Here is a 21,342-nt window from a genome sequence, read left to right as displayed (position 1 = left end):
TCATTCCGCATTTATATCACTACTGCCGGAACTGCGCTCTCTTGTGCCTCTTTTATGAATTTCTGCTCCTGTCCTTTCCTGAAGAACTTTTAGAAATTTTGATTCAGATATGCAGCCGAACATTGAATACTCTTAATGGCGCTGTGCTCCACATGGTTTCGATGGCTCTCCAGCACGACAGCCTGAATGCCATTGGCCTTTGCCTGCTGCGTCAAGCGGGCTAAATTCATATTGCCGCACCCGAGTTCCATGCTGTCACACTTCAGAATCGGGGTCATGGAGGGGCCGCGCTGGCGCGACCCCCTGTCGTTGATGTGCCATAGGCGCATACGTCCGCCCAGCCGCTCCATCCACTCCGCAGCATCAGCCCCGGCCTCCGCAAACCAGTAACTGTCGAACTCAAAGTTGACTACTTCCGGGTCAGTCTCCCGCAGGATGTACTCATAGGAACGCTCTCCGCCCTCAGAAAGCCAGCACAGCTCCACATTATGATTGTGATAGAGCAGCTCCACCCCCGATGCGCGCAGGCGCGCGCCGCACCTGTTCAGGTCGGCGCACAGCCCTTCCAAAGCCATGCGGCTGGTGTAATCAAAGCGATACATCCCGGTGACTACCACTTTGTCGGTCCCAAGCTCTGCTGCCCGCTGCGCCACAGCCTCCGGGTCTGCCTTGAGCGTACCCAAATCCTCGTGCAGAGAGACCACTTTTAATCCCGCTTCCCGGGTGAGAGCCGCCCAGTCATAGGCTCCGCCCCGCCCCGCCGGCATCCCGGCGGCGGCGGTAAGCGCCCGCACCAGGATGCCGGTGGGCCGGATCATGAAGCCGTTAAGCTCAATGCCGTCGTAGCCAGCAAATTTGATGGTCTCCAGGGTAGCAAAGGTCTCCTTTTCTGTTCGGGTGATCTTTCCCAGCATAATCTGCTGAACCGCTTTGACAATCACCCTGCTTACCTCCTTTCTGTTCCAGTAAAACAGGACACAGTGCCCAAGACGGCGCACAGCAGGAACACTCCGGCAAATGTCATGCCCAAGACGGCGTTTCCACCGATGAAATTGACCTTGTTCCACAGGTCAGACAGGCTGGGCAACGCCAACCGGAGCACAAACGCGCTGGCTGCGGCATAAAAAGCAGTCGGCACTAGAGGCGCGAACTTCAGCCGGGTGAGCACCGCCAATATGGTGGAGACTGCCCCGGCCAGCGCCAGCAGGAATCCAAGGATGGTAAAGGTGCGATCTCCCCCGTCCAACACCAGATAGAGGATAGCTCCGGCCAGTGCAACAAGCGCCGCTGCAAAAAGTACATAAAAGCCGAAGTTCCGGCCTTCAAAGGGCTTTTTCATCTCACTTGCGCTCCTTTCTGAGATATGCCTTCCCGAAAAACACTGCCAAAGATACTACTGCCAGCACACCGACACCTATACAGATGCCAATGAGGGTGGGCTGCCACCAGTAGATAGTCTGTTCAATGACAGTCTCCGCGGAGAGGCCGTTGATGAGAACACTCCGGCTGTGGGCGTAATAGAAGTGCTCATTGGCGGTCTGCATCCAGCGGAGGATGTTGCCGTCCCGCTCTTTAATCGCCAAATTGGTCAGCTGGCTGGTGCGGCCTGTGTCGGAGAGGAACAGGTCCGTGCCGCCGGTGATACACTCGGCGGTAAGCACATAGTCGGATGCATCTTTAGACGAGTCGGTAATATTGATGCCCTTAAAGCCCCATTCATTGCGGAGGATCTCAATTTGGGCGCCCCGGTGGGCTGGGGAGGCAGTCAGCCCGATGCGGTTGTAGCTGGTCATCACGCCCAGCGCGTTATCATCGGACATGGCGCCCTCAAAGGCCCGGAAGTAAATCTCCCGGCAGGCCTGTTCTGTGGAGAACGTGGCCACGCCGTGGCGGTTCACCTCCTGGTCGTTGAGGCAGAAGTGCTTGAATCCGGTGATGATGCCCTTCTCTGTCATGGTCCGGGCAGTGTCCCGGCTCATAAAATAGCTGAGCATGCCATCTTCAGAAAAATACTCGCTGTTGCGCCCCAGGTAGGCGGTGCGGTGGATATTGGCCCCAGGTCCAAAGACCATTGTCACATCGGCGTACATTGCCTCTTCCGCCATGAGGGCTCCCCGTTCAGCGGCCAGCTCCAAATTAAAGGTTGCCGCCTGAATGGGCTCGTCCACATAGAGTGTGCAGGCTTTGCCGCTCCCCTTCACATAGCTGCCCTGGATACCGCAGGGGCCGTTGGTTGAGGCGTTGGCCGGCTTGCCCACCTCGGGAATGGCCACATTGCCCCGGTTGTCGCCGCAGATGGTGGCCACCTGGTTGACAGAGAGCTGCTCAATGAAGGCCTGCCATTCTTCATCGCCATAGGGCACGTCTTTCATACCTACCAATTTGAGGCCCGCGTCCTCTCCAAAGGTCATATCACCGGTGTCAGGCGCGTCAGCAGGCTTGACATAGGTAGCGCCTACCATCCCCTCCGCCATGGCATCCGTGGCGGTGAGCCCGGTGATGCTCACGGGAAACGTGTTCCAGTCCGCCCGGGTCAGGTAGGTAACTGCGTCGGGCAGATGTTCATTGAGATCGGCGTCCTGGAGCTGATTGGACACCACAGTCCCAGTGCTGGGGTGCACGGCCCAGGTGGTGTTGTCATAAGCTGCCAGCTCTGCCTTGACGGTCTTAGCGCTGTCCCCAGAGACAACGTTGCCCTTTTCATCAAACATCCCGTTGGCACCCTTGGCTGCAAGGATGTTGTTGAGGGCGTCGTGGCTGCTGTCGCCAATGGCGAAGTAATACTCCCCCGGGTCGAGGATGTAGCATCCGGTTTTGGTGCTGTCGGCCCCGTTGACCGCGTTTTCGTCATAGGAGGCAAAGTAGTAGTCCGGCACCGTGATGGTTACCGTCTCACTCTCTCCAGCGGCCAGCTCTCCCGTCTTTTGGAAGCCGATAAGCTGTACAGCTGATTTCTCAACCTGCCCCGGCTCCCAGGGTGCCTGGGCATATAGCTGTACCAGGGATTTGGAAACGCCGTCAAAGCCGCCGTCGTTTGTGACCTTCACCTGAGCGGTCACGGTGTGGGCATCCTGATCCCAGGTGATGGACTCTACTTCCTGGGTGAACTGGGCATAGGACAGTCCGTAGCCAAAGGGATAGGCCATCTCAGCAGCATAGTCCCAGCCATCCACACTGGCAAAGGCTCCCGCGGTACTGCCAGCATTGTTGAGCCCCAGGACCTGGTCCTGATAGCGGGTCTCATAGTACTTGTAGCCCACGTAGATGTCCTCAGCGTAGACTAGGTAGCGGTCGCTGTACATCTTCTCCAGGTTGGTGAACTGATAGTCGCCGAAGTTCTGCATCGCGGGGGCGGAAAGAGAACTGCTGGCCCAGGTGTCAGGCAGGTGCCCGGATACATCGGACGTGCCGGTCAGAATATCGGTCAGGCCGATAAAACCGTAGTCTCCCACCGCGCCAAACACCAGGCAGGCATCTACGCCATACTCCTCCTGCTCGATCCATTCCACATCCATAGCGTAGGGGCTGTTGATCAGCACCACGGTTTTAGCAAAAGCCCCGCTGTCGTGGATCATTCTCAGCAGATCAGCCTCTTCCTGATGGAGAGAGAGCATGGGTACGCCTTCGGCATCCATTGGATCCAAATCCACCCCTTCACCACCGTACCGGGTGAGGAGGACGAAGGCCACATCGTTGTAGTTGTCAGCAAAGGACGCCTTCAGATCATCCGTATAGAAATTCACGGGTACCTCGCCGATGCTGGAGGTCCCCCGGGTAGCGGTCGAACTACGGTTGACGCCGCTGTTGGCATATGCCTCCCGCAAAACGGGGTTAATCTCAAAGCCGGCCGCTTCAAAAGCGGCATAGAGCTCGCCGCCCCGGTCCGCATTGAAGCTGGCGTTGCCGGCGTTGGACTTGTATACCGGGTCCTTTACCGAGTTGCCGAAAAAGGTAACGCTGCGTTCCTCCGCACTCAGAGGAAGCGCGTTGTTTTCGTTGCGCAACAGTACCGCCCCTTCATGCATGGCGCGGATATTGTGGTCCCGTGTGTCGGCCAGGAGCCGCTCAGAGTTCTCTGCGTTCAGCTCCCCGTAGGCAGAGGGATAGTAATTGGTCTCCCCGCTTACCTCGATGTTCTGTCCTCCCGTTAAGCCCAGGAAGCTATTTACATAGCCACTGTAATAGAAAGCGGTACCGGTGAGGCTCACCGCTAGGGCCAGTACTACCACCAAGGCGGCCGTGATGCCCAGCCATTTCTGATAAGTCCGCTTCACCAGTTTCTTTCCTTTCATTTTTGTTCTTCCTTTGATGATACATCCAAAGCGGCAGACTTCTCCTTTTTCCCGGTGCGCACCGCCATCAGCGCACACAGCACCGTGAGAATAGCCAGCACACCGGTGGATGCATAAAGGGTCACCTGCCACCAGGGCGTAATGGATACCACAGTGGCATCACCCACGTTCATCACATTAGTCCGGGTCACGCCGTAGACAATGTGCTTTACTGCATTGCGCACCGCAGTGGCAATGGCGGGATCGTCCTCGCTCCCATCCAGGGTTCCCATGCTTCCCTTTTGGCCGCACCAGTAGTCCTGTCCGGCAAGCACGCCCAGACGATAGTCCATCCAGCTGGCGTTCATGGACATGTCGGTGATGGCTGCGCCCTCCATGCCCCACTCGTCTCGGAGGATGCCGGTCATCAGGCCGTGGTGGGCGCCTGCCCACACCACTCCGATGCGGTTGAAGGAGCTCATAACATTCATGGCCCCGCCCCGGACAGCGCCCTCAAAGCCCTCCAGATACAGCTCCCGGATGGCCTGTTCGTTGCTCCAGGTGGAGATTCCATAGCGCCCCTCCTCCTGGTCGTTGAGGGCAAAGTGCTTTACAAACGCCAACATTCCCCGATCTCGGATGCCCTGCACCTCAGCGGCGCAAATCTCTCCGGACAGCCAGCCATCCTCAGAATAGTACTCATTGTGACGGCCCAGATACGGTGTGCGGTGGATATTGGTTCCGGGCGCGTAAATGCCCGCCATAAGCGTGACCGTATTATCCGACTGGGCATGGAGCATATCCTCGCCGATACACTTCCCTACCTCCTTTACCAGTTCCGGATTGAAGGTGGCCGCCATTACGTCCTCCGAGGTGAAAGCCATGCCGCTGCTGCCCCCCAGCAGACTCTTGGTAAAGCCGGTGGGTCCGTCCGACTCCCGGGTCCCGGGCAGCGAGATCTCCGGCAGGGCGGCCGTCTGATAAGCGCCGTTGTAGACCAGATTCAACATCGACTCATAGGGAATCTGGTCCACCAGGTCCAGCCAGGTCGGGTCATCCGCCGGGACGTCCACAAAGTCGATTGCGCTCAGGGTGCCACTGACGCCCACCTCCGGTGCCTCAGTGACGTCAGACCAATAGAGTTCCTTGTACTTTTCCACCAGAGCCGCCCGGCCGGACTCCTCATGGGTCAGTCCGTCATCCCACATCGCCTGTGTCACCCGCAGCGATACAGGGCCCTGGGGGAATGTTCCCACCCAGTCGTTGCGGGTGAGGTAGGTGATCTGCTGGTCCTCCGCGCCCTCGTACTTGTTCAGGTCCGCATTGTCAAACAGGTTGGTGATGGGATTGCCCGTGACCGGCGACACCGAATAGGTCTCCGCGTCAAAGCTCGTGTTGCTCCACTTGTAGGTCAGGCCGGCGTCTCCGCTGCCGCTCATCCGGCTCTCGTCCGCGCCCTTCGCCATCAAAATATTGTTGACGGCGTTGTGGGCGTCGCTTCCCACCGTGAAGTAGTAGTCCCCATCCTCCAGAATATAGGTTCTGGCATTGTTCGCGTCGTAGCTTGTCAGGTCCTCTTTCTCCACCGTAATCTCAAAGTGCTCCGTCGCTCCGGCGGCAATCTCCTTCTTGTCAAAGCCGCACAGCTCCACCGAGGCCTTCTCCACCCCGTTGTCCTTGTCGTACTGGGTGTACGGGCTCTGGAAGTAGATCTGCACCGTGTGCTTGCCGTCCACCGCCCCGGTGTTGGTCACGTCCACGCCCACCAGGAAGGTGTCCCCCTGGTCCTCCACCGTGAAGTTGGAGTACTCAAAGGTGGTATAGCTCAGGCCGTAGCCGAAGGGGAACGCCACGTCCGCATTGTAGTCGTACTCCCCGGCGTTGCCCTGGCCGAGAACATAGTCCTCATACCGGGTCTCGTAGTACCGGTAGCCCACATAGATGCCCTCCTGGTACACCACGTAGTCCTGGTTGCACTTGTCAATACCCGGCGCGTTGTTGTTCTGGGCGGTCGCCAGGCCAAGCTCCTTGGCATTGGTGTAGGGAAAGGCGTCGTAGTTGGCCATGGCCGGCGAGGAGTGGTTGTCCCGCAGGAAGGTGTCCACAAGCCGGCCGGAGGGGTTGACCTTGCCTGCCAGTATGTCGGTCACCGCGGGCAAACCGTTCAGGCCCAAGTTGCCCACCCACAGCACCGCGTCGATGCCATAGTCGTCCACAAAGTCCAACTGAAGGGTACTGGAGGAATTGAGGAGTACCACGATCTTTTTGAATACGCCCTGCTCCTTCAGCGTCGCCAGATTCTCGAACATCTCCACCTCTTCCTTGCACAGCTGGAGATAGTCGCCGTCGGTCATATAGGGCTCCAGTTCGGGCAGGCCGCTGGGCAGGTCGGCACCCTCGCCGGAGGAGCGGGAAAGCACCACCAGAGCTACATCGCCGTAGTCGGAAAAGGTGGACTTTAGTGTGTCGGGATACTCGCTCCAGGGTACTTCATTAATCCGGTACTGGGACGGGTCGCCGCCGGTGAGATCAGCGTTTACCCGCTGATAGCCGCTGGTAATATAAAATTTCCAAAGCTCCGTGTTGACACATCCGGGCTGGAAGCTGCTCTCTAAGGCTGAGGAGAGGCTGTCTCCCTCGCTGGTAGACATAAAGGCTGACCCCGTCCCCACTTTCACCGGGTCAACTGACGACTGTGAGAAACAGGAGAATTTAGTATCTTGAGGAAGTGGGAGGGTATTGTCCCGATTGACCAGCAGGGCCGCGCCCTCTGCCGTCACCTGACGGCAGACTGCCCAGTCATTGGCAACCAGCTCCTCCTCCGTCTCGTAGTCGGTCCAGTAAAAAATCTGAGCGTCAGGGTCTGGAATAACTTCCTGGGTCTCCGCATCCAGCGCCGCGTTGATCATGGTCTGAAAGTAGCCTGTTACAGGGATTGCCACAATACACACCGCAGTGAGTACAGCTAGGAGCGCGGTTGGGATCTTCCAGTGGTTTCTCTTTTTTTTCATATTGTCCTCCTCTTTTGTCCTAAAAAAGACGGGCCGCTGGGCCGTCTTCACGCCCGCGGCCCGTCTTTCCTCAGTCGTCTGGCTGCTGCTTTGCTTTCCGAATGCTGCGCACCAACAGGAAGGCGCACAGGGCGGTAAGCACCGCCATCACGCCGGTGGCTCCGTAAAGGGCCATCTGCCACCAAGGCGTCACGGGGATGACCGTTGCATTGCCGATGTTCATGGCATGGCTGTGTGTAATGGAGTAGGCGATATGCTTGACCGCATTCTGTACGGCGGTGACAATCGCCGGGTCATTCTCCAGCCCATCCAGGGTGGCCATACCCATACTGTAACCATCCCACAGATCCTGCCCGGCCAGGACGCCCATGCGGTAATCCATATAATTCGCCATGACGGAGCAGTCGGTAATAGCTGCGCCCTTCATGCCCCACTCATCACGGAGGATACCGGTCATCAGGCCGTGGTGGGCGCCTGTCCACACCACTCCGATGCGGTTGAAGGAGCTCATCACACCCATGCCGCCTCCTTCGGTCACGCTGCCCTCAAAGCCCTCCAGATACAGCTCCCGGATGGCCTGTTCGTTGCTCCAGGTGGAGATTCCGTAACGCCCCTCCTCCTGGTCGTTGAGGGCAAAGTGCTTGGTGAACACATAGACGCCGCGATCCTGAATAGCGGCGACCTCCACGGCGGCCACCTTTCCGGACAGCCAGCCGTCCTCGGAGTAGTACTCAAAGTTACGTCCACAGTAGGGCGTGCGGTGGATGTTGGCGCCAGGGCCGTAGATGCCGGCGTACACAGTACCGTCCTCGCCGGTAGCATGGAGGAAGTCCTCGCCGATGCACTTGCCCATGCTCTCAATCAGCTCCAGGTTGAAGGTGGCGGCCATCACATCCTCGGAGGTATACGCCATAGCGCTGGAGCCGCCCATCAGGCTCTTGGTGAAGCCCTGCGGCCCGTTCTCATCGTTGGTGCCGGGCAGGCCGATGGAAGGCACCGGCTGGGTCAGGTGGAACCCGTTATAGATGAGGTTGGTCATCTCAGAGTAGGGGATCTGGCTAATCAGAGCATCCCACGAAGGGTCGTCAGCTTCGGTCTCTGCATACATGCTGGCGGTCAGATCTCCGCTCACGCCCACAGCAGGCATGGTAGCGTCAGGGTAGTAGAGGGCCTTGTACTCCTCCACGATGGCGGCCCGATCCGCCTCATTGTGAGACAGGCCGTCCTTCCACATCTCCTCGGTAATGCGCAGCGATACAGGTCCCTGGGGGAATGTTCCCACCCAGTCATTGCGGGTGAGGTAGGTAATCTGCTGGTCCTCCGCGCCCTCGTACTTATTCAGGTCCGCATTGTCAAACAGGTTGGTAATGGGATTGCCCGTGACCGGCGACACCGAATAGGTCTCCGCGTCGAAGCTCGTGTTGCTCCACTTGTAGGTCAGGCTGGCGTCTCCGCTGCCGCTCATCCGGCTCTCGTCCGCCCCCTTCGCCATCAAAATATTGTTGACGGCGTTGTGGGCGTCGCTTCCCACCGTGAAGTAGTAGTCCCCGTCCTCCAGAATGTAGGTTCTGGCATTGTTCGCGTCGTAGCTTGTCAGGTCCTCTTTCTCCACTGTAATCTCAAAGTGCTCCGTCGCTCCGGCGGCAATCTCTTTCTTGTCAAAGCCGCACAGCTCCACCGAGGCCTTCTCCACCCCGTTGTCCTTGTCGTACTGGGTGTACGGGCTCTGGAAGTAGATCTGCACCGTGTGCTTGCCGTCCACCGCACCGGTGTTGGTCACGTCCACGCCCACCAGGAAGGTGTCCCCCTGGTCCTCCACCGTGAAGTTGGAGTACTCAAAGGTGGTATAGCTCAGGCCGTAGCCGAAGGGAAACGCCACGTCCGCATTGTAGTCATACTCTCCGGCGTTGCCCTGGCCGAGAACATAGTCCTCATACCGGGTCTCATAGTACCGGTAGCCCACGTAGATGCCCTCCTGGTACACCACGTAGTCCTGGTTGCACTTGGCGACGCCGGGATCGGTGTTGTTCTGGGCAGTGGCGGTGTCGTATTCAGCGGCATTGGTATAGGCGTAGGCGCCGAAGTTCTGCATGGCCGGCGAGGAGTGGTTGTCCCGCAGGAAGGTGTCCACAAGCCGGCCGGAGGGGTTGACGTTGCCGGCCAGGATATCGGCCACGCCATTGATGCCGGTCATGCCCACGTCGCCGATCCACAGCACTGCGTCAATGCCGTAGTCGTCCACAAAGTCCAGCTGGAGGCTGTTGGAGGAGTTGAGGAGCACCACGATCTTCTTGAACACGCCCTGCTCCTTCAAGGCCTCCAGATTCTCAAACATCTCCACCTCTTCCTTGCACAGCCGGAGGTAGTCGCCGTCGGTCATATAGGGCTCCAGTTCGGGCAGGCCGCTGGGCAGGTCAGCGCCCTCGCCGCCGGAGCGGGCCAGCACCACAAGAGCCACATCGCCGTAGTTGGACCAAGTGGCCTGGAGGGCATCGGAGTACTCGCTCCAGGGCACCTCGTTGATCCGGTACTGAGTCTGATTGCCGCCGGTGGTGTCGGCATTCACCCGCTGATAGCCGCAGGTGGCATAGAACTTCCACTGGTCAGGGTTGACGGAGTCCTCGCCGAACGCCCTGTCCAGGGCGGCCTTCAGAGATACCGCGTCATTGGCGGACACCTGGCCGGAGCCGGTACCGCCGTACAGCAGATTGAAGCTGGACTGAGAAAAGGGGGTGAACTTCGTGCCCTCGGCCAGAGGCAGAGTATTGTCCCGGTTCACCAGGAGAGCAGCTCCCTCCTCCTCGATCTGCTCGCACAGTTCCTTCTCGTAGGCCACCAGGTCCTCTTCGCTCTCGTAATCGCTCCAAAAGTAAATGGTTGCGTTGGGGTCAGGTACAATTTCCTGGGTCTTAGCGTTCAATGCCACGTTGATCGCCGTGGCAAAAGCTGATGTCACGGGAATAGCAATGATGCAGACCACAAGAAGAGCAGCTGTGATCGCGGTCATCACCGCCCACAGCTTACTGCCTTTCTTTCGCTTCATGGAAAACTTCCTTTCTGAACAAGGAGCTCCGGACAGGTCTGTTTGCCCGGAGCTCCCTCTTCGCTGTTAAAATCTTTCAGGGATTAGCGACCACGCTTAGCCTGCCTTGGTGGCGGTGTTGCCGTCGATGGTCCAGGTCTCGCCGCCCATGGCGGACCAGATCTGGCTGAAGGCACCCAGCTCATCCTCGCCCGGGGCGGTGACCGTCAGGGTGTTTCCGTCCAGCACATAGGTAAAGCCGTCGCGCTCCATATCATACTCAGGGAACTTGACCTTCATATTGGTGTCGTCCAGGAGCACCAGCACCAGGCCGCCGGCATCATAGGAGGCAATGCCCTCGGCCTCAGTCTCACCGCCCTCGGAACCGGTTTCGCCCGCCGCAGGGGCAGAGAGCGCAGTCACGTCTTCGCAGACAAAGGTATAGGTAGTGCTGTATCCCTCAGCCATAGAATAGTCATAGGAGAAGGTGGCCTTATTGCCGTCGGCAGTTACATTGACTGCCGCGTCATTGATCGTAACAGTCAGAGCGCCGTTCTCCACGTTCCAGGTCCCCTGAGCCACGTTGTTGTAACCGGCATAGATCAGCAGGGTGCCGTCGGGCTGCAGGTAGGCGGTGCCGCCATTCGCCTCATCGGTCAGAGCAGCCACGTTCTCCGGGGCCACAAACTCCGCCTTAAATGCCTGGATAAAGGCGTTGGCATCCTCATAGGTCTTGCCCTCAGTGCCCTCCATGGTCGCAGTACGGGTATAGGACATGCCGGGCACCACGGGGAAGGTCATATCAAAGGAGTACACACCGGCCACATCATAGGCATAGGCGGTCTGACCATTGGACTCGTTGCCTGCCTCATCCACATAGGCCAGCTTGATCTGCAGGCAGGCCACACCGTCCCGCTCAGCCTCTTTCCAGGTGCCGGACATATAGCTGGCGGTGTAGGTGGGGTTGGTGGCGGCATCGGAGTCGTCGTAGTTGTCGAACATATAGCGGTCGGCCACGGCAGTGCCGTCCTCGTTCAGGTTCAGCAGGAAGGCGGCGTTGAGCATGGAAGCATTGGCGCTATCCTCCTCATATTTGCCAGTGAACTGATAAGTCTTGGACCCGGTATTGTTCTCCTCCCCGGCTGTGGCAGAAGGAGAAGGGGTCGAGTCAGCGGCATCGTTGCCGCAGGCCGCCAAGGTCAGGGCCATGACCAGAGCAAGGCCCAGAGCAAGGAACTTATTCCGTTTCATCATGTTTTCCTCCAGACTTTTTTATTGCCGCCCGGCATCCGGCCGGGCTGCGGACATAAGTAATGGCTCAACTGTGGTGGGCCATGAAGGCAGAGACTACGTTGAGCAGTGCCACCACGCCGAAAACCACTGAGAAAACAATCGCCAGCACAGGATCGCCGCCAAAAAATGGCACTCCGGTCAGCACATCGGCCAGAGGATAAGCGGTCTCGACCAGGTGATTGGCCAATGCGACGGAGAAGCAGGCTCCGCCCAGAATGGGGGTGAAAGGCAGGCGGAGAAACTCACCACCCGCAGTGATCACAGCGCCCCCAATCATCAGGCCGAAGGTGAGCCAGGAAAACACCCGGTCCACCTCTTCTGCGGCAGTGGCCATATAGACAGCCACATATACCACAGCGCCCACGAGAGCAAGAACAGCCGCGGCCATGCTCAGCCAGAGGCCAGCCTTTGCATTTTTGAACAGGGACATCTCACTTGCCCCCCTTTCTGGACTTCACCTCAGAGAGGATATACAGCACAGCAGTGCCTGCGGCCAGGACGCCCAAAGCCGCATTCAGCCCGATCATTGCGGGCTTCCACCAGGGGGTGAAGTTCTCCACTGCAACTTCCTCGCTCAAGCCGTTCACCAGGTTGGTGCGGCTCATGGTGTAGAAATAGTACTTGGCCAGCTCTCGGACCTTACCCCAGATAAGGCCATCCCGGTCCTTGACCAGCAGGTTCGACACTTCGGGCACGCGGCCGGGGTCGTTGTTGAATTGGGTGGTGCCGGCCTGGATAGCATCGGCGGTGCCCATGTAGCTAGCGGAGTCCTTGGACGAGTCGGTCATATTGATGCCGGTGAAGCCCCACTCCTCCCGCAGGACGGTGGTCATGGTGGCATAGTCGCTGGCGGTAGGCACACAGCCGATGCGGTTGTAGGCAGTCATGGTGCCCAGGCTGTGATCCTTCTGCAGGCCGCCCTCAAATCCCTTCAAGCACACCTCGCGGTAGGTCTGCTCGGTCATAAAGGTGGCCACGCCGTGGCGGTTGGTCTCCTGATCATTGCCGCAGAAGTGCTTGAACATTCCCGCCACGCCCTTCTCCGCCATCGCCTTGGTCTGGATCTCACCGCAGATGTAGCTGAGGATTGCATCTTCGGAGTAGTACTCGAAGTTACGACCGGAGTAGGGGGTACGGTGAATGTTCCCACCAGGGGCGTAGATCTGACGGAAGCCTATCCAGTAGCTCTCCTCACCGAGGTAGTAGCCCCGCAGCCGCAGCATCTCTTTGCTGAAGGTGGAGGCGCAGAGCATCTCCGCATTGAAAAGGGTGCCGCCCTGATGGCCGTCCGGACCGTCGCCGCCGGAATAGGCCGGGAAGTTCACCGCGGGGATGGCATCCATGCTCATCTTGTCGCCGGTAATCTGGGCCAGCTCGGTGGCGCTGAGCTGATCGATGAACTGCTCCCACTTGGGGTCGTCGAAGGGCACGTCCTTCATTTCGATGAAGGAGATGCCGTTATCCTGGTTGTAGTTATAGGTGGAGATATCGGGGGCATCCGCCGGCTTTTCGTACTGGAAGTTCTCCATCAGGTCCTGGATCTCCGGCGTGGCGGTCAGCGTAACCACCGTGTCGGGGAAGGTATTCCAGTCCGCGCGGGTCATATAGGTCACCGTGCCGGGGATGAAGTAGTTGATATCCCGGTCCTCAAACAGATTGGAGACCACCACGCCGGTATAGGGAGAGACGGCATAGGTGGTGTTGTCCAGACTGTCCAAGGTGTCTTTGCACGCCTTTGCCGCATCACCGTCCACCGGATTGCCTTCGGCGTCGAACATACCGGTCACGCCCCGGGCCGCCAGGACGTTGTTCAGGGCGTCATGAGCGTCGTCGCCGATGGCGAAGTAATAGTCGCCTGCGTCAAAGACGTAACAGCCGGTCTTGGTGCTGTCCGCGCCGTTGACCGCATTCTGGTCGTAGGTGGCAAAGATGTAATCGGAAAACTCCAGGGTCACTGTCTCGCTCTCACCTGCGGCCAGGTCGCCGGTCTTGGCGAAGTCCACCAGCTGGATAGCGCTCTTTTCGGCCTGTCCGGTCTCCCAGGGCAGCTGGACATAGAGCTGGACCACATCCTTGCTCACGCCGCTGTAAGTAGGCGATCCGTTGTTCGTGACCTTTACCTCCGCCGTGACGGTGTGAGAGGACTTATCCCAGTTCACACTCAGCAACTCCTGGGTAAAGTCGGCATAGGATATGCCTGCACCGAACGTAAAGACCATCTCGTCGGCATAGTCCCAGCTGCCGTTCTCGCTGGCATAGACACCCTTGGCGCCGGCGGCATTGTTGATCCCAAGCACCTGATCCTGATAGCGGGTCTCATAGTACTTATAGCCCACATAGATGCCCTCGGCGTACACCAGGTACTTGTTCTTATACAGGCCGGTCAGGTTGTCAAAGGTGAAGTCGCCAGCGTTCTGCATGGCGGCGGAGCTGAGAGAGTCGGTGGCGTAGGTGATCACGTTGCGGCCGGAGGGGTCGGCGTGGCCCAGAAGGGCCTGGGCCACGCCGGTCATGCCGTAGTTGCCCGGATAGCCAACCCACAGGCAGGCATCCACACCATAGTCGCCCAGCCAGCCCAGGTCCATGGCATAGCCGGAGTTAATCACCACGATAATATTGTCGAAGGCACCGGAATCCCGGATCATGTTGAGCGTGTCAATCTCCTCCTGATGGAGGCTCAGCTCGTGCACGCCAACCGGGCCCTCCTGCCAGTCGCCCTGAAGGCCATGGTTCAGGTCGCCCTCTTCGCCTCCGAAACGGCTCATGACATAGATGGCCGCATCGCCGTAGCTGCTGAAGGAGCTTTCCGTTCCGGCATAGGCACTGGCCGGGATCTCGCCGATCAGGCCGGTCTTGGTCCGGTTGCCGCCGGCAGCCACGATGGCGTCGTAAACCGTCTGGTTGACCTGGGCGCCCTCCTCTTTCAACGCGTCAAAGAGGTTAATACCGGTATTGGGAGGGCCGCCAGAGCCGCCGTGGTATACCGGAGTAGCCGCAGCGTAGCCGAACAGAGTCACACTGGCACCGGCTGCCAGGGGCAAAGCATTGTTTTCATTGCGCAACAGTACGCTGCCCTCGATCTGGCTCTGGATCAGATAGTCCTTCTGGTCCGCGCGCATCTCCTCCATAGTGGCGTAATCCGACTTGTAGTAAGTAGTGTCGTCAGTGGCCTGAATGGTGGGCGGCGTGGTGCCCAGGAAGAGGTTGATGTCACCCTCGCGGGTGAAGGCTAGGCTCTGGCCAAACATGGTCAGGGAAAACACCAGTACCATGGTAGCGCAGAGACCCCGCCAGAGGTTTTTCTTTTTCATACCAAGCCTTCCTCCTCAATACCCAGGATTAACCCTGGACGAGGAAGCCAGGCGTGAAATCAAAGGACGCAGTCTTGGTGTTGAGCTGCACCGTAGTCTCAGGATAGGCAACGCTCTCCAGGTACTGCTCGGCAGTCCAGGGCGTGGCATTAGGATCGGCGACCGCGGCGCCTGTGCTGGGATCAATCTGAGCAGGAATCACGGCCTTGCCCATATCATCATTCCAGTTGTCGGTGTCCAGCCAGTAGGTCTGATCGTAGCTGCTCACCACGCGGGTGGGGGTGGAGAGCGTCACGTCCAGCAGATCCTCGTCCAGGTCGTTGACCTGGGAGGTATAGGTGCCGTAGAACTTGGTGATGTAATTGGTACGCTCGTTGCCCTTGGCGTCGTTGGTGCTCTCGGCCAGCTCCAGGGCGGAGAAGCAGGCACTGGAGAGGATCAGGCAGTAGGTGTTATCATCCATCAGGGTGATCTCCTGCTGGTCAAAGGTGGTCAGGTAGTAGTTGTACTGGGGGCGCATGTTTGAATAGCCGAGCTGGGCCGGGCTGAGGTAAACGCCGGTGACCTTCCCTCCGCCGCTACCGCCGCCGTTGCCGCCGCAGGCGGCAAGACTCAGGACCATCAGGGCTGCAAGAGCCAGCGCCGTCAGTCTTTTGGCATACTTTTTCATAATTGGTATCCTCCTTTTCTTTTCCCGGGCATCCCGGTTTTCAGTTCACAATTTATTCATTCTCAACATAGTTTTCAATGGATACAGCACAACCTTCTTTTCATACCGCACAACCTTACCATTTCCATCTCCCCTTCCTTGACTTTCCTTGTCTATATTGCTATATTATCTAGGAGGGAACAGATAGGAAGGAGGAACATCCATGCTCGGAATCGCCATCGTAGAAGACGACCGGGAGCAGGCCGCACTCTTGGAGACGCACATCAAGCGCTATGCCGCAGAGCACCAGCTCGTGGTGTCCGTATCTGTTTTCTATGACGCTGTGACCTTTTTGGAGAAATACACCCAGGGCTATCAGATGATCTTTATGGACATTAAAATGCCCATGCTGGACGGGATGGACGCCGCCCGGTTTCTCCGGGAGCGGGACCAAAAAGTCGTCCTGGTCTTTGTCACCACCATGCGACAGTACGCCATTCAGGGCTATGACGTGGATGCCGCCGACTTTATTGTCAAGCCGGTGAACTACCCGGAGTTTGCTTTGAAATTTACCCGCCTGCTGGGAAAAGTGGAACGGCCGGAGGCCGTCTCGCCGGACGTGTTCATCAAAACCGAGAACAGCTTTGTCCGGCTTGCCCCCAGCGATATTTTCTATGTAGAGGTCAAGGGCCATTACTGCGTATACCACACCGCCAGCGGGGAGTACCGCCGTTATCAGACCCTCAAAAACGCGGAGGCATCCCTCCCCTCCCGCTCTTTTGCCCGGTGCAACAATTTTCTTCTGGTCAATCTGGAGCACGTCTCCAAAATCGACGGAATGAGCGTATTCGTGGAGGGAGAGGAGCTGCAGATCAGCCACCCAAAGCGCAAGGCGTTTGTGGAAGCATTCAGTCAATTCATGGAGAGGTTGTAACATGACTGTTATCTTGTCCGTCCTCTCTACTGCGCTTGGCACATATACTTTTCAGTTCTTCAGTCTCCTCTTCACCTTTTTGCAGTGCGCCGTCTGTATCGTCTTTTTCACCCCTGGTCTGCCCCGGCGTGAGTTTTTTCTCCCCCGCGTCCTCATTGCCCTGCTGGAGGGGATGGCGCTGTGCTACCTGCTGTCCATTCTCTACACTGAGGTGGAGACCCTTTTGGTCCGGGTGCTGTGCTACCTCGCCGTCACGCTGCTCAATTTCGGTGCTCTGCTCTTCTGCTGGAAGGATGCACTCTCCGACCTGCTGCTGACCTTCTGCTGCGGCATGGCGACCTACCAGCTGACCGGCAAGCTCTACCCCCTCATCCAAAACCTGCTCGGCATCAACGACAAGGAGACCATCTCTTTTTTTCATACCGGCTCAGGAGGGATGACGAACTGGGATTGGCTTTTGTTCTTCGTATTCCATCTGGGGATGTATCTTTTGCTCTCCTTTCTCTTCCGGCCTAAGAACCACCTCTCCCACGGCCGGTATGTCTCCTGGGGCGTGGGCGGGATATCGGTCTTTACCGTGCTCACGATCAATGTCCTCATCTGCGTCTCCCGGGTCTATGAGCAGGAGAGCTGGGTGCTCAACATCGTGGTCAAGGTGTTCTGCGTCGCGTTTGGCCTAGCTGTTCTCTTCATCTGCTCCGGCCTGCTCTCTCTGAGCGAAAAGGACCAGCAGCTGGAGGTGCTGCACCACCTGTGGAGGCAGGACAAGATCCAGTTTGAGTCCATTCGGGACAATATGGACGTCATCAATATGAAGTGCCACGACCTCAAGCACATTCTGGACAAAATCGAGGGCAAGCTCACCTCAGAGGAGATCAGCTCTCTGCGGGAGGCTATCCAGTTCTACGACGCCAATATCAAGACCGGCAATGAGGTTCTGGACGTGGTCCTGTGTGAGAAGGCCATGACCTGTCAAAAAAACGGCATCACCTTTTCCTGCCTGGCCGACGGCACAAAGCTGACCTTTCTCACCCCCGTCCAGACCTATACGCTCTTCGGAAACATCATTGACAATGCCATTGAGGCCGTCAAGCAGCTCTCCTCTCCTGAGGACAAGATTATTTCTCTCATCTGTCGAGAGACTTCCCAGGGGCTGGAAATTGAGGAATCAAACTATTTCAGCGGCGAGCTGCAGCTCGCCGGCGGCTTGCCCGTAACGGTCAAGGAGGACCGCTCCCACCATGGGTTTGGCACCAAAAGCATCCAGTATATCGCTGAACAGTATGGGGGCGCTCTGGATATTCACATTCTGGATAACATGTTTTTCCTCAAGGTGCGTTTTCCCTTTAACAGCCGCACCTCCTGCAGGTCAGAAAGAGCCGCCCGGCCATAGCCGGGCGGCTCTCTTTTTACCCTGCGGCTTCCAGCAGGGCCTCCTCAAATTTGGGCAGCCACCACTCCCGGTAGCCCGCCTTTGTCGGATGGATGCTGTCGGACATATAGAGGTCCCACTCCTCGTCGGCCAGGTCGTTAAACGCCTCATCCCGATATAGGTCGATGATCCCCACGTCCCACTTGGCGGCAATCTGTTCCAGGGCGTCTACCATGGTCCCGTAGTTCTCATCCCCCATGGGAGGATTCGTGTAGAAATAAATGGGACAATCCCAGGTTTCCCGGGCTGTGGCGATGATGTACTCCATGGCTCCAAACGTGGTCGTCCGGTCAAATGCGGAGGCGTCGCGCACATCGTCCCCGGTCACCGTCCCGAAGCGGTCCGGAAAGCCCTTGTCATTGGTGGACAGCTGGCAGACAAAGGCATCGACCTGATCCGCTCGGTCCGGAGAGGCCAGATAAGCGTCCAGCCGCTCCACATAGCTCTCCTCGTTCACATCGGCCAGGGTCGTCCCGGACACCGCCTCCTTGATGCACACCGCGCCGTGCTTCTTCGCTATGAAGTCGGCCATGGATTCCCCTCCCGCGCTGGCCCCGACCGTGACCGAGGATCCCAGCCAGTAGATCGTCTTTCCCCGCAGGGCGCTGTCTGCCAGCTCTTCTGTGTTGGCGACAGAATATTCATCCCGATTGCCGATAAGGGTGACGTTGATCTTCTGCTCTGCTGTCTTTCCGCCGTACACGAATTTGGCGTACAGACTGGTGCGGGTCAGAGGTGCGTCCACAATGACACCCTCATAGGGAACGTCCCCCAGCACACTGCCATCGCGCAACTGTGCCTGAATGACAACCCCCGTGGGGTCAAACGTCTCTCCCTCTTCGTAGTCCAGCTTCTCCGGTGGCTGGACGATGCTCAGCTGCCAGACCTCCTTCTCCCCGCCGGCGGACTGTGCATCGCCGGCGGCGGGGAGCCGGGCGTCCTGGTTTTCTCCGCAGGCGGTGAGCGACAGCATCAGGCCCACCAGCAGCGGCAACATCCATTTCTTCATAAGGTTCTTCTCTCCTCTCACTGGACCGTGATGACGTACTGTCCCGTCTGGGAGAAGGTCACCCGGTTCCCATCCACAGCGGCGTCTCCCCCGGTCACCGTAATGCTGCTGCCCATCTGCTCCGGGATAACCACAGTACCCTTGGCATCAATGGCCGTCACAGTGAGTACATGAGCTCCATCCACGGTCTCCAGGCTAGCTTTCAGCTCTCCCTTGGGCGTCCAGACGGAACAGGAAAAGTGATCCAATTCATCAGAGGGGGCAATTTCATAGCATTCAAAGCCAGCCTCCGTGGCCCGGATACCCGCCACATACTTGGACAGGATGTACAGCGGCGCGGCGGTCCAGCCGTGGTTGACCGTGCCCGTATCATCGTTGAACTGCTCCCACAGGGTTTCATATTCGTCGTGGAGCATGGGGTCGTACCGTTCCAGCATCCGCTGAAGCGCCAGGTCGGTCCTGCCCATAATGCACAGTGCCTCAAGCACATACTTCTCCATGAACGGGCTGGCCTCATAGGTGCTCATGATAACCTGGGTTATGAGCTCGTAATCGCGCTCCTCCGCCAAGCCTGACAGCGCCAGCATGGCGTTGGCCCGCTCGTCGATATAACTGCTCTCTGGGCTCCGGAAACCCGCTTGCGTATAATAGGCATCGTGATAGGCCGCCTTCATGGCATCCATCCGCTCTGTCAGGAACTCCACGCCCTCCGTGATGCCCAGTTCCTCCGCCAGCTGGCGGGTGACATTCATGGCGTAGTAGTAAACTCCGGCCTGGAGCAGCTCCCGGTCGATGCACTCGCCCCAGTCGTCCCACGTCCAGGATCCGTCCCGGTAGACTGGCAGGCCGTCCTTCATCTCAAAGAGCTGAAGGTAGTTCAAAAACGCCTTGCAGTAAGCGGTCATGGTTTCCGTGTCTCCGGAGTGGAGCCAGTAGTGGTAGGCGCTGGTCATAAAGATCAGACTCTGGTTAGGAATCTCCTGGGGTTTGACGCTGGGCGCACGGCTGGGGATGGCCCCGCTTTGCGTGGTCCACGCCACGCAGGCCAGGATCGCCTTTTTGGTCAGGTCCAGACCCGCCTGATCATAGCTGTAAAGGGCGGCGTCGATCTCATTGGACGCGTCTCCCATGTAGGGGCCCCGCTCCCGTTCCGGGCAGTCCATGTAGGTATCCCGCATGCAGATGGTGATGGTGTTGAGAGCCTCCTGCCACAGCTGGTCCAGGTCGTCGTTGGAAGAGGAGAAAGAGCCGGCCCACGTGCCGTTGAACCCACTCCTCCGGTAGCCCAGGCGGGTGAAGGTCACACCTGCCTCTGCCTCGATGATGAGCTTGCTGCCGCTGCGCCAGGGGTAGTTTTCATAGTACCGCTCCCCCTCAGCCGTGATATAGGTATCCTTAAAGTTCGCAAGTCCCTGCCGGTCTGTATAGGTGTCAGTGTAAAACGTCACCTTTTTCCCCGCCGGGGCCTCCAGGGCAAAGCAGGCGGTGAACTGGATGTTTCCCGGCAGGTCCAGCACCAGGATCGTGTCCTCGTCCAGGGTCTTGCCCACATAATCGGCGGCGTTGGCAAAGTCCTCTATCTCACCGAAGGCGGGAGGTGCGATCATAGCGGAGTACAGGCCGCCGAAGGGCAGATCCCCGGCTTTTGAGATGAGAGATGCGTTCTCCCAGGTACTGTCGTCGTAGTCCGGCGCGTAGAACTCCCCCAAATCCTCCCGGGCATCAAAATAGACGTTCCGTTCCGCCAGCATGGAGGACTGAGTATAGTTGGGATAGTCCGCGCCGGCGGTAACCCTGTTTTTGTAAGCAGTATGCCTGGCTGCTTTCCAGGTCTGGTCGGTTGCGATGACCGTCCCGTCCACCTCCATCTCAAAGATTAGTCCCGCCTGAGGGTATTCGTCCCCTTCCTCGTCAGTGATGATAGGCACGATGGAGCCGTCTCCGGAGCGGCCGTTAAAGGCTACTAGCAGGGCGATGACATTCTCCCCTTGCCGGAGATTGGGAATCTCCACCGTGTCATAATAGCTGTCATAAGGAGTGGGTCCCCGCTTCACGGACCCATCCAAAACCACCATCTCCCCGTTGACCCAGAGCACATACTTGTCCACTGCGGAAATATAGGCAGTGGCAGACTCCACAGCTTTTTCCAGAGAAAAGGTCTTTCGGAAGGCCACATAGCTGTCCTCTGAACAGCCCTCAGTCCAGATCCACTGCGCTGTCCAGTCCGTCTTCTTATACTCATCAATGGCGTCCAGATACATCAGGTCAGAGCGGTCCGGCGTTCCCTGGTCGGGAGCGACCTCATTTGCCGCATCAGGGCTCGCTGCAGACGTCACATCGGCTCTCCCTCCGGTGCAACTCGCCAGCAGTGGGAGCAGAAGTACCCCGCACAGCAGCAGGCTGCATGTCC

At 58.2% G+C, this 21,342-nt stretch carries 13 protein-coding genes; 2 read left to right on the top strand and 11 right to left on the bottom strand.

Annotated elements, in window-relative coordinates:
* Positions 1 to 89: 89 nt before the first annotated feature.
* The 9 genes from ACOX7T_RS04010 to ACOX7T_RS03970 form a co-directional block, all read right to left on the bottom strand.
* A complete protein-coding gene (locus ACOX7T_RS04010) occupies positions 90 to 941 on the bottom strand; it encodes a sugar phosphate isomerase/epimerase family protein (RefSeq protein ID WP_277217230.1) in 852 nt (283 codons plus the stop codon).
* Between the two features lie 5 nt (positions 942 to 946).
* Positions 947 to 1,339 carry a hypothetical protein gene (locus ACOX7T_RS04005; protein WP_433440099.1) on the bottom strand — a complete coding sequence of 131 codons (393 nt, stop codon included), beginning with the start codon at positions 1,337 to 1,339 and terminating at the stop codon, positions 947 to 949.
* Position 1,340: 1 nt separating this feature from the next.
* Positions 1,341 to 4,292 (bottom strand): glycoside hydrolase family 3 N-terminal domain-containing protein, encoded by a 2,952-nt coding sequence (locus ACOX7T_RS04000; protein WP_433440097.1) that lies wholly within the window; start codon positions 4,290 to 4,292, stop codon positions 1,341 to 1,343.
* A complete protein-coding gene (locus ACOX7T_RS03995) occupies positions 4,289 to 7,282 on the bottom strand; it encodes a glycoside hydrolase family 3 C-terminal domain-containing protein (RefSeq protein WP_433440095.1) in 2,994 nt (997 codons plus the stop codon). Before ACOX7T_RS03995 ends, ACOX7T_RS04000 begins: the two co-directional genes overlap by 4 nt.
* Positions 7,283 to 7,352: 70 nt before the next feature.
* Positions 7,353 to 10,325 carry a glycoside hydrolase family 3 C-terminal domain-containing protein gene (locus ACOX7T_RS03990; RefSeq protein ID WP_433440093.1) on the bottom strand — a complete coding sequence of 991 codons (2,973 nt, stop codon included), beginning with the start codon at positions 10,323 to 10,325 and terminating at the stop codon, positions 7,353 to 7,355.
* Positions 10,326 to 10,421: 96 nt separating this feature from the next.
* Positions 10,422 to 11,558 (bottom strand): hypothetical protein, encoded by a 1,137-nt coding sequence (locus ACOX7T_RS03985; RefSeq protein WP_433440091.1) that lies wholly within the window; start codon positions 11,556 to 11,558, stop codon positions 10,422 to 10,424.
* A gap of 64 nt (positions 11,559 to 11,622) precedes the next feature.
* Entirely contained in the window at positions 11,623 to 12,027 is a 405-nt protein-coding gene (locus tag ACOX7T_RS03980) for a hypothetical protein (RefSeq protein ID WP_294552822.1), read from the bottom strand.
* A gap of 1 nt (position 12,028) precedes the next feature.
* Complete coding sequence (locus tag ACOX7T_RS03975) at positions 12,029 to 14,908, bottom strand: glycoside hydrolase family 3 C-terminal domain-containing protein (RefSeq protein ID WP_433440089.1); 2,880 nt, start codon at positions 14,906 to 14,908, stop codon at positions 12,029 to 12,031.
* A 28-nt stretch (positions 14,909 to 14,936) separates the two neighbouring features.
* Positions 14,937 to 15,578 carry a hypothetical protein gene (locus ACOX7T_RS03970; RefSeq protein WP_294552817.1) on the bottom strand — a complete coding sequence of 214 codons (642 nt, stop codon included), beginning with the start codon at positions 15,576 to 15,578 and terminating at the stop codon, positions 14,937 to 14,939.
* Between the two features lie 202 nt (positions 15,579 to 15,780).
* Here ACOX7T_RS03970 and ACOX7T_RS03965 point away from each other — a divergent pair, with 202 nt between their 5' ends.
* The gene (locus ACOX7T_RS03965; RefSeq protein WP_320853762.1) at positions 15,781 to 16,491 is read left to right on the top strand and encodes a LytR/AlgR family response regulator transcription factor; all 711 of its coding nucleotides are present in this window, start codon (positions 15,781 to 15,783) and stop codon (positions 16,489 to 16,491) included.
* 1 nt (position 16,492) lies between these two features.
* Complete coding sequence (locus ACOX7T_RS03960) at positions 16,493 to 17,884, top strand: ATP-binding protein (protein WP_433440086.1); 1,392 nt, start codon at positions 16,493 to 16,495, stop codon at positions 17,882 to 17,884.
* Positions 17,885 to 17,900: 16 nt separating this feature from the next.
* Here the strand turns inward: ACOX7T_RS03960 and ACOX7T_RS03955 are convergent, their stop codons facing one another.
* A complete protein-coding gene (locus ACOX7T_RS03955; RefSeq protein ID WP_433440084.1) occupies positions 17,901 to 18,932 on the bottom strand; it encodes an SGNH/GDSL hydrolase family protein in 1,032 nt (343 codons plus the stop codon).
* A gap of 17 nt (positions 18,933 to 18,949) precedes the next feature.
* Positions 18,950 to 21,268: an alpha-L-rhamnosidase N-terminal domain-containing protein gene (locus ACOX7T_RS03950; protein ID WP_433440082.1), complete on the bottom strand. Its 2,319-nt coding sequence runs from the start codon at positions 21,266 to 21,268 to the stop codon at positions 18,950 to 18,952.
* Positions 21,269 to 21,342: the final 74 nt, after the last annotated feature.

The organism is Pseudoflavonifractor sp., assembly GCF_050943825.1.
Classification (GTDB): domain Bacteria; phylum Bacillota; class Clostridia; order Oscillospirales; family Oscillospiraceae; genus Pseudoflavonifractor.
This window is presented reverse-complemented; position numbering and strand designations above follow the sequence as displayed.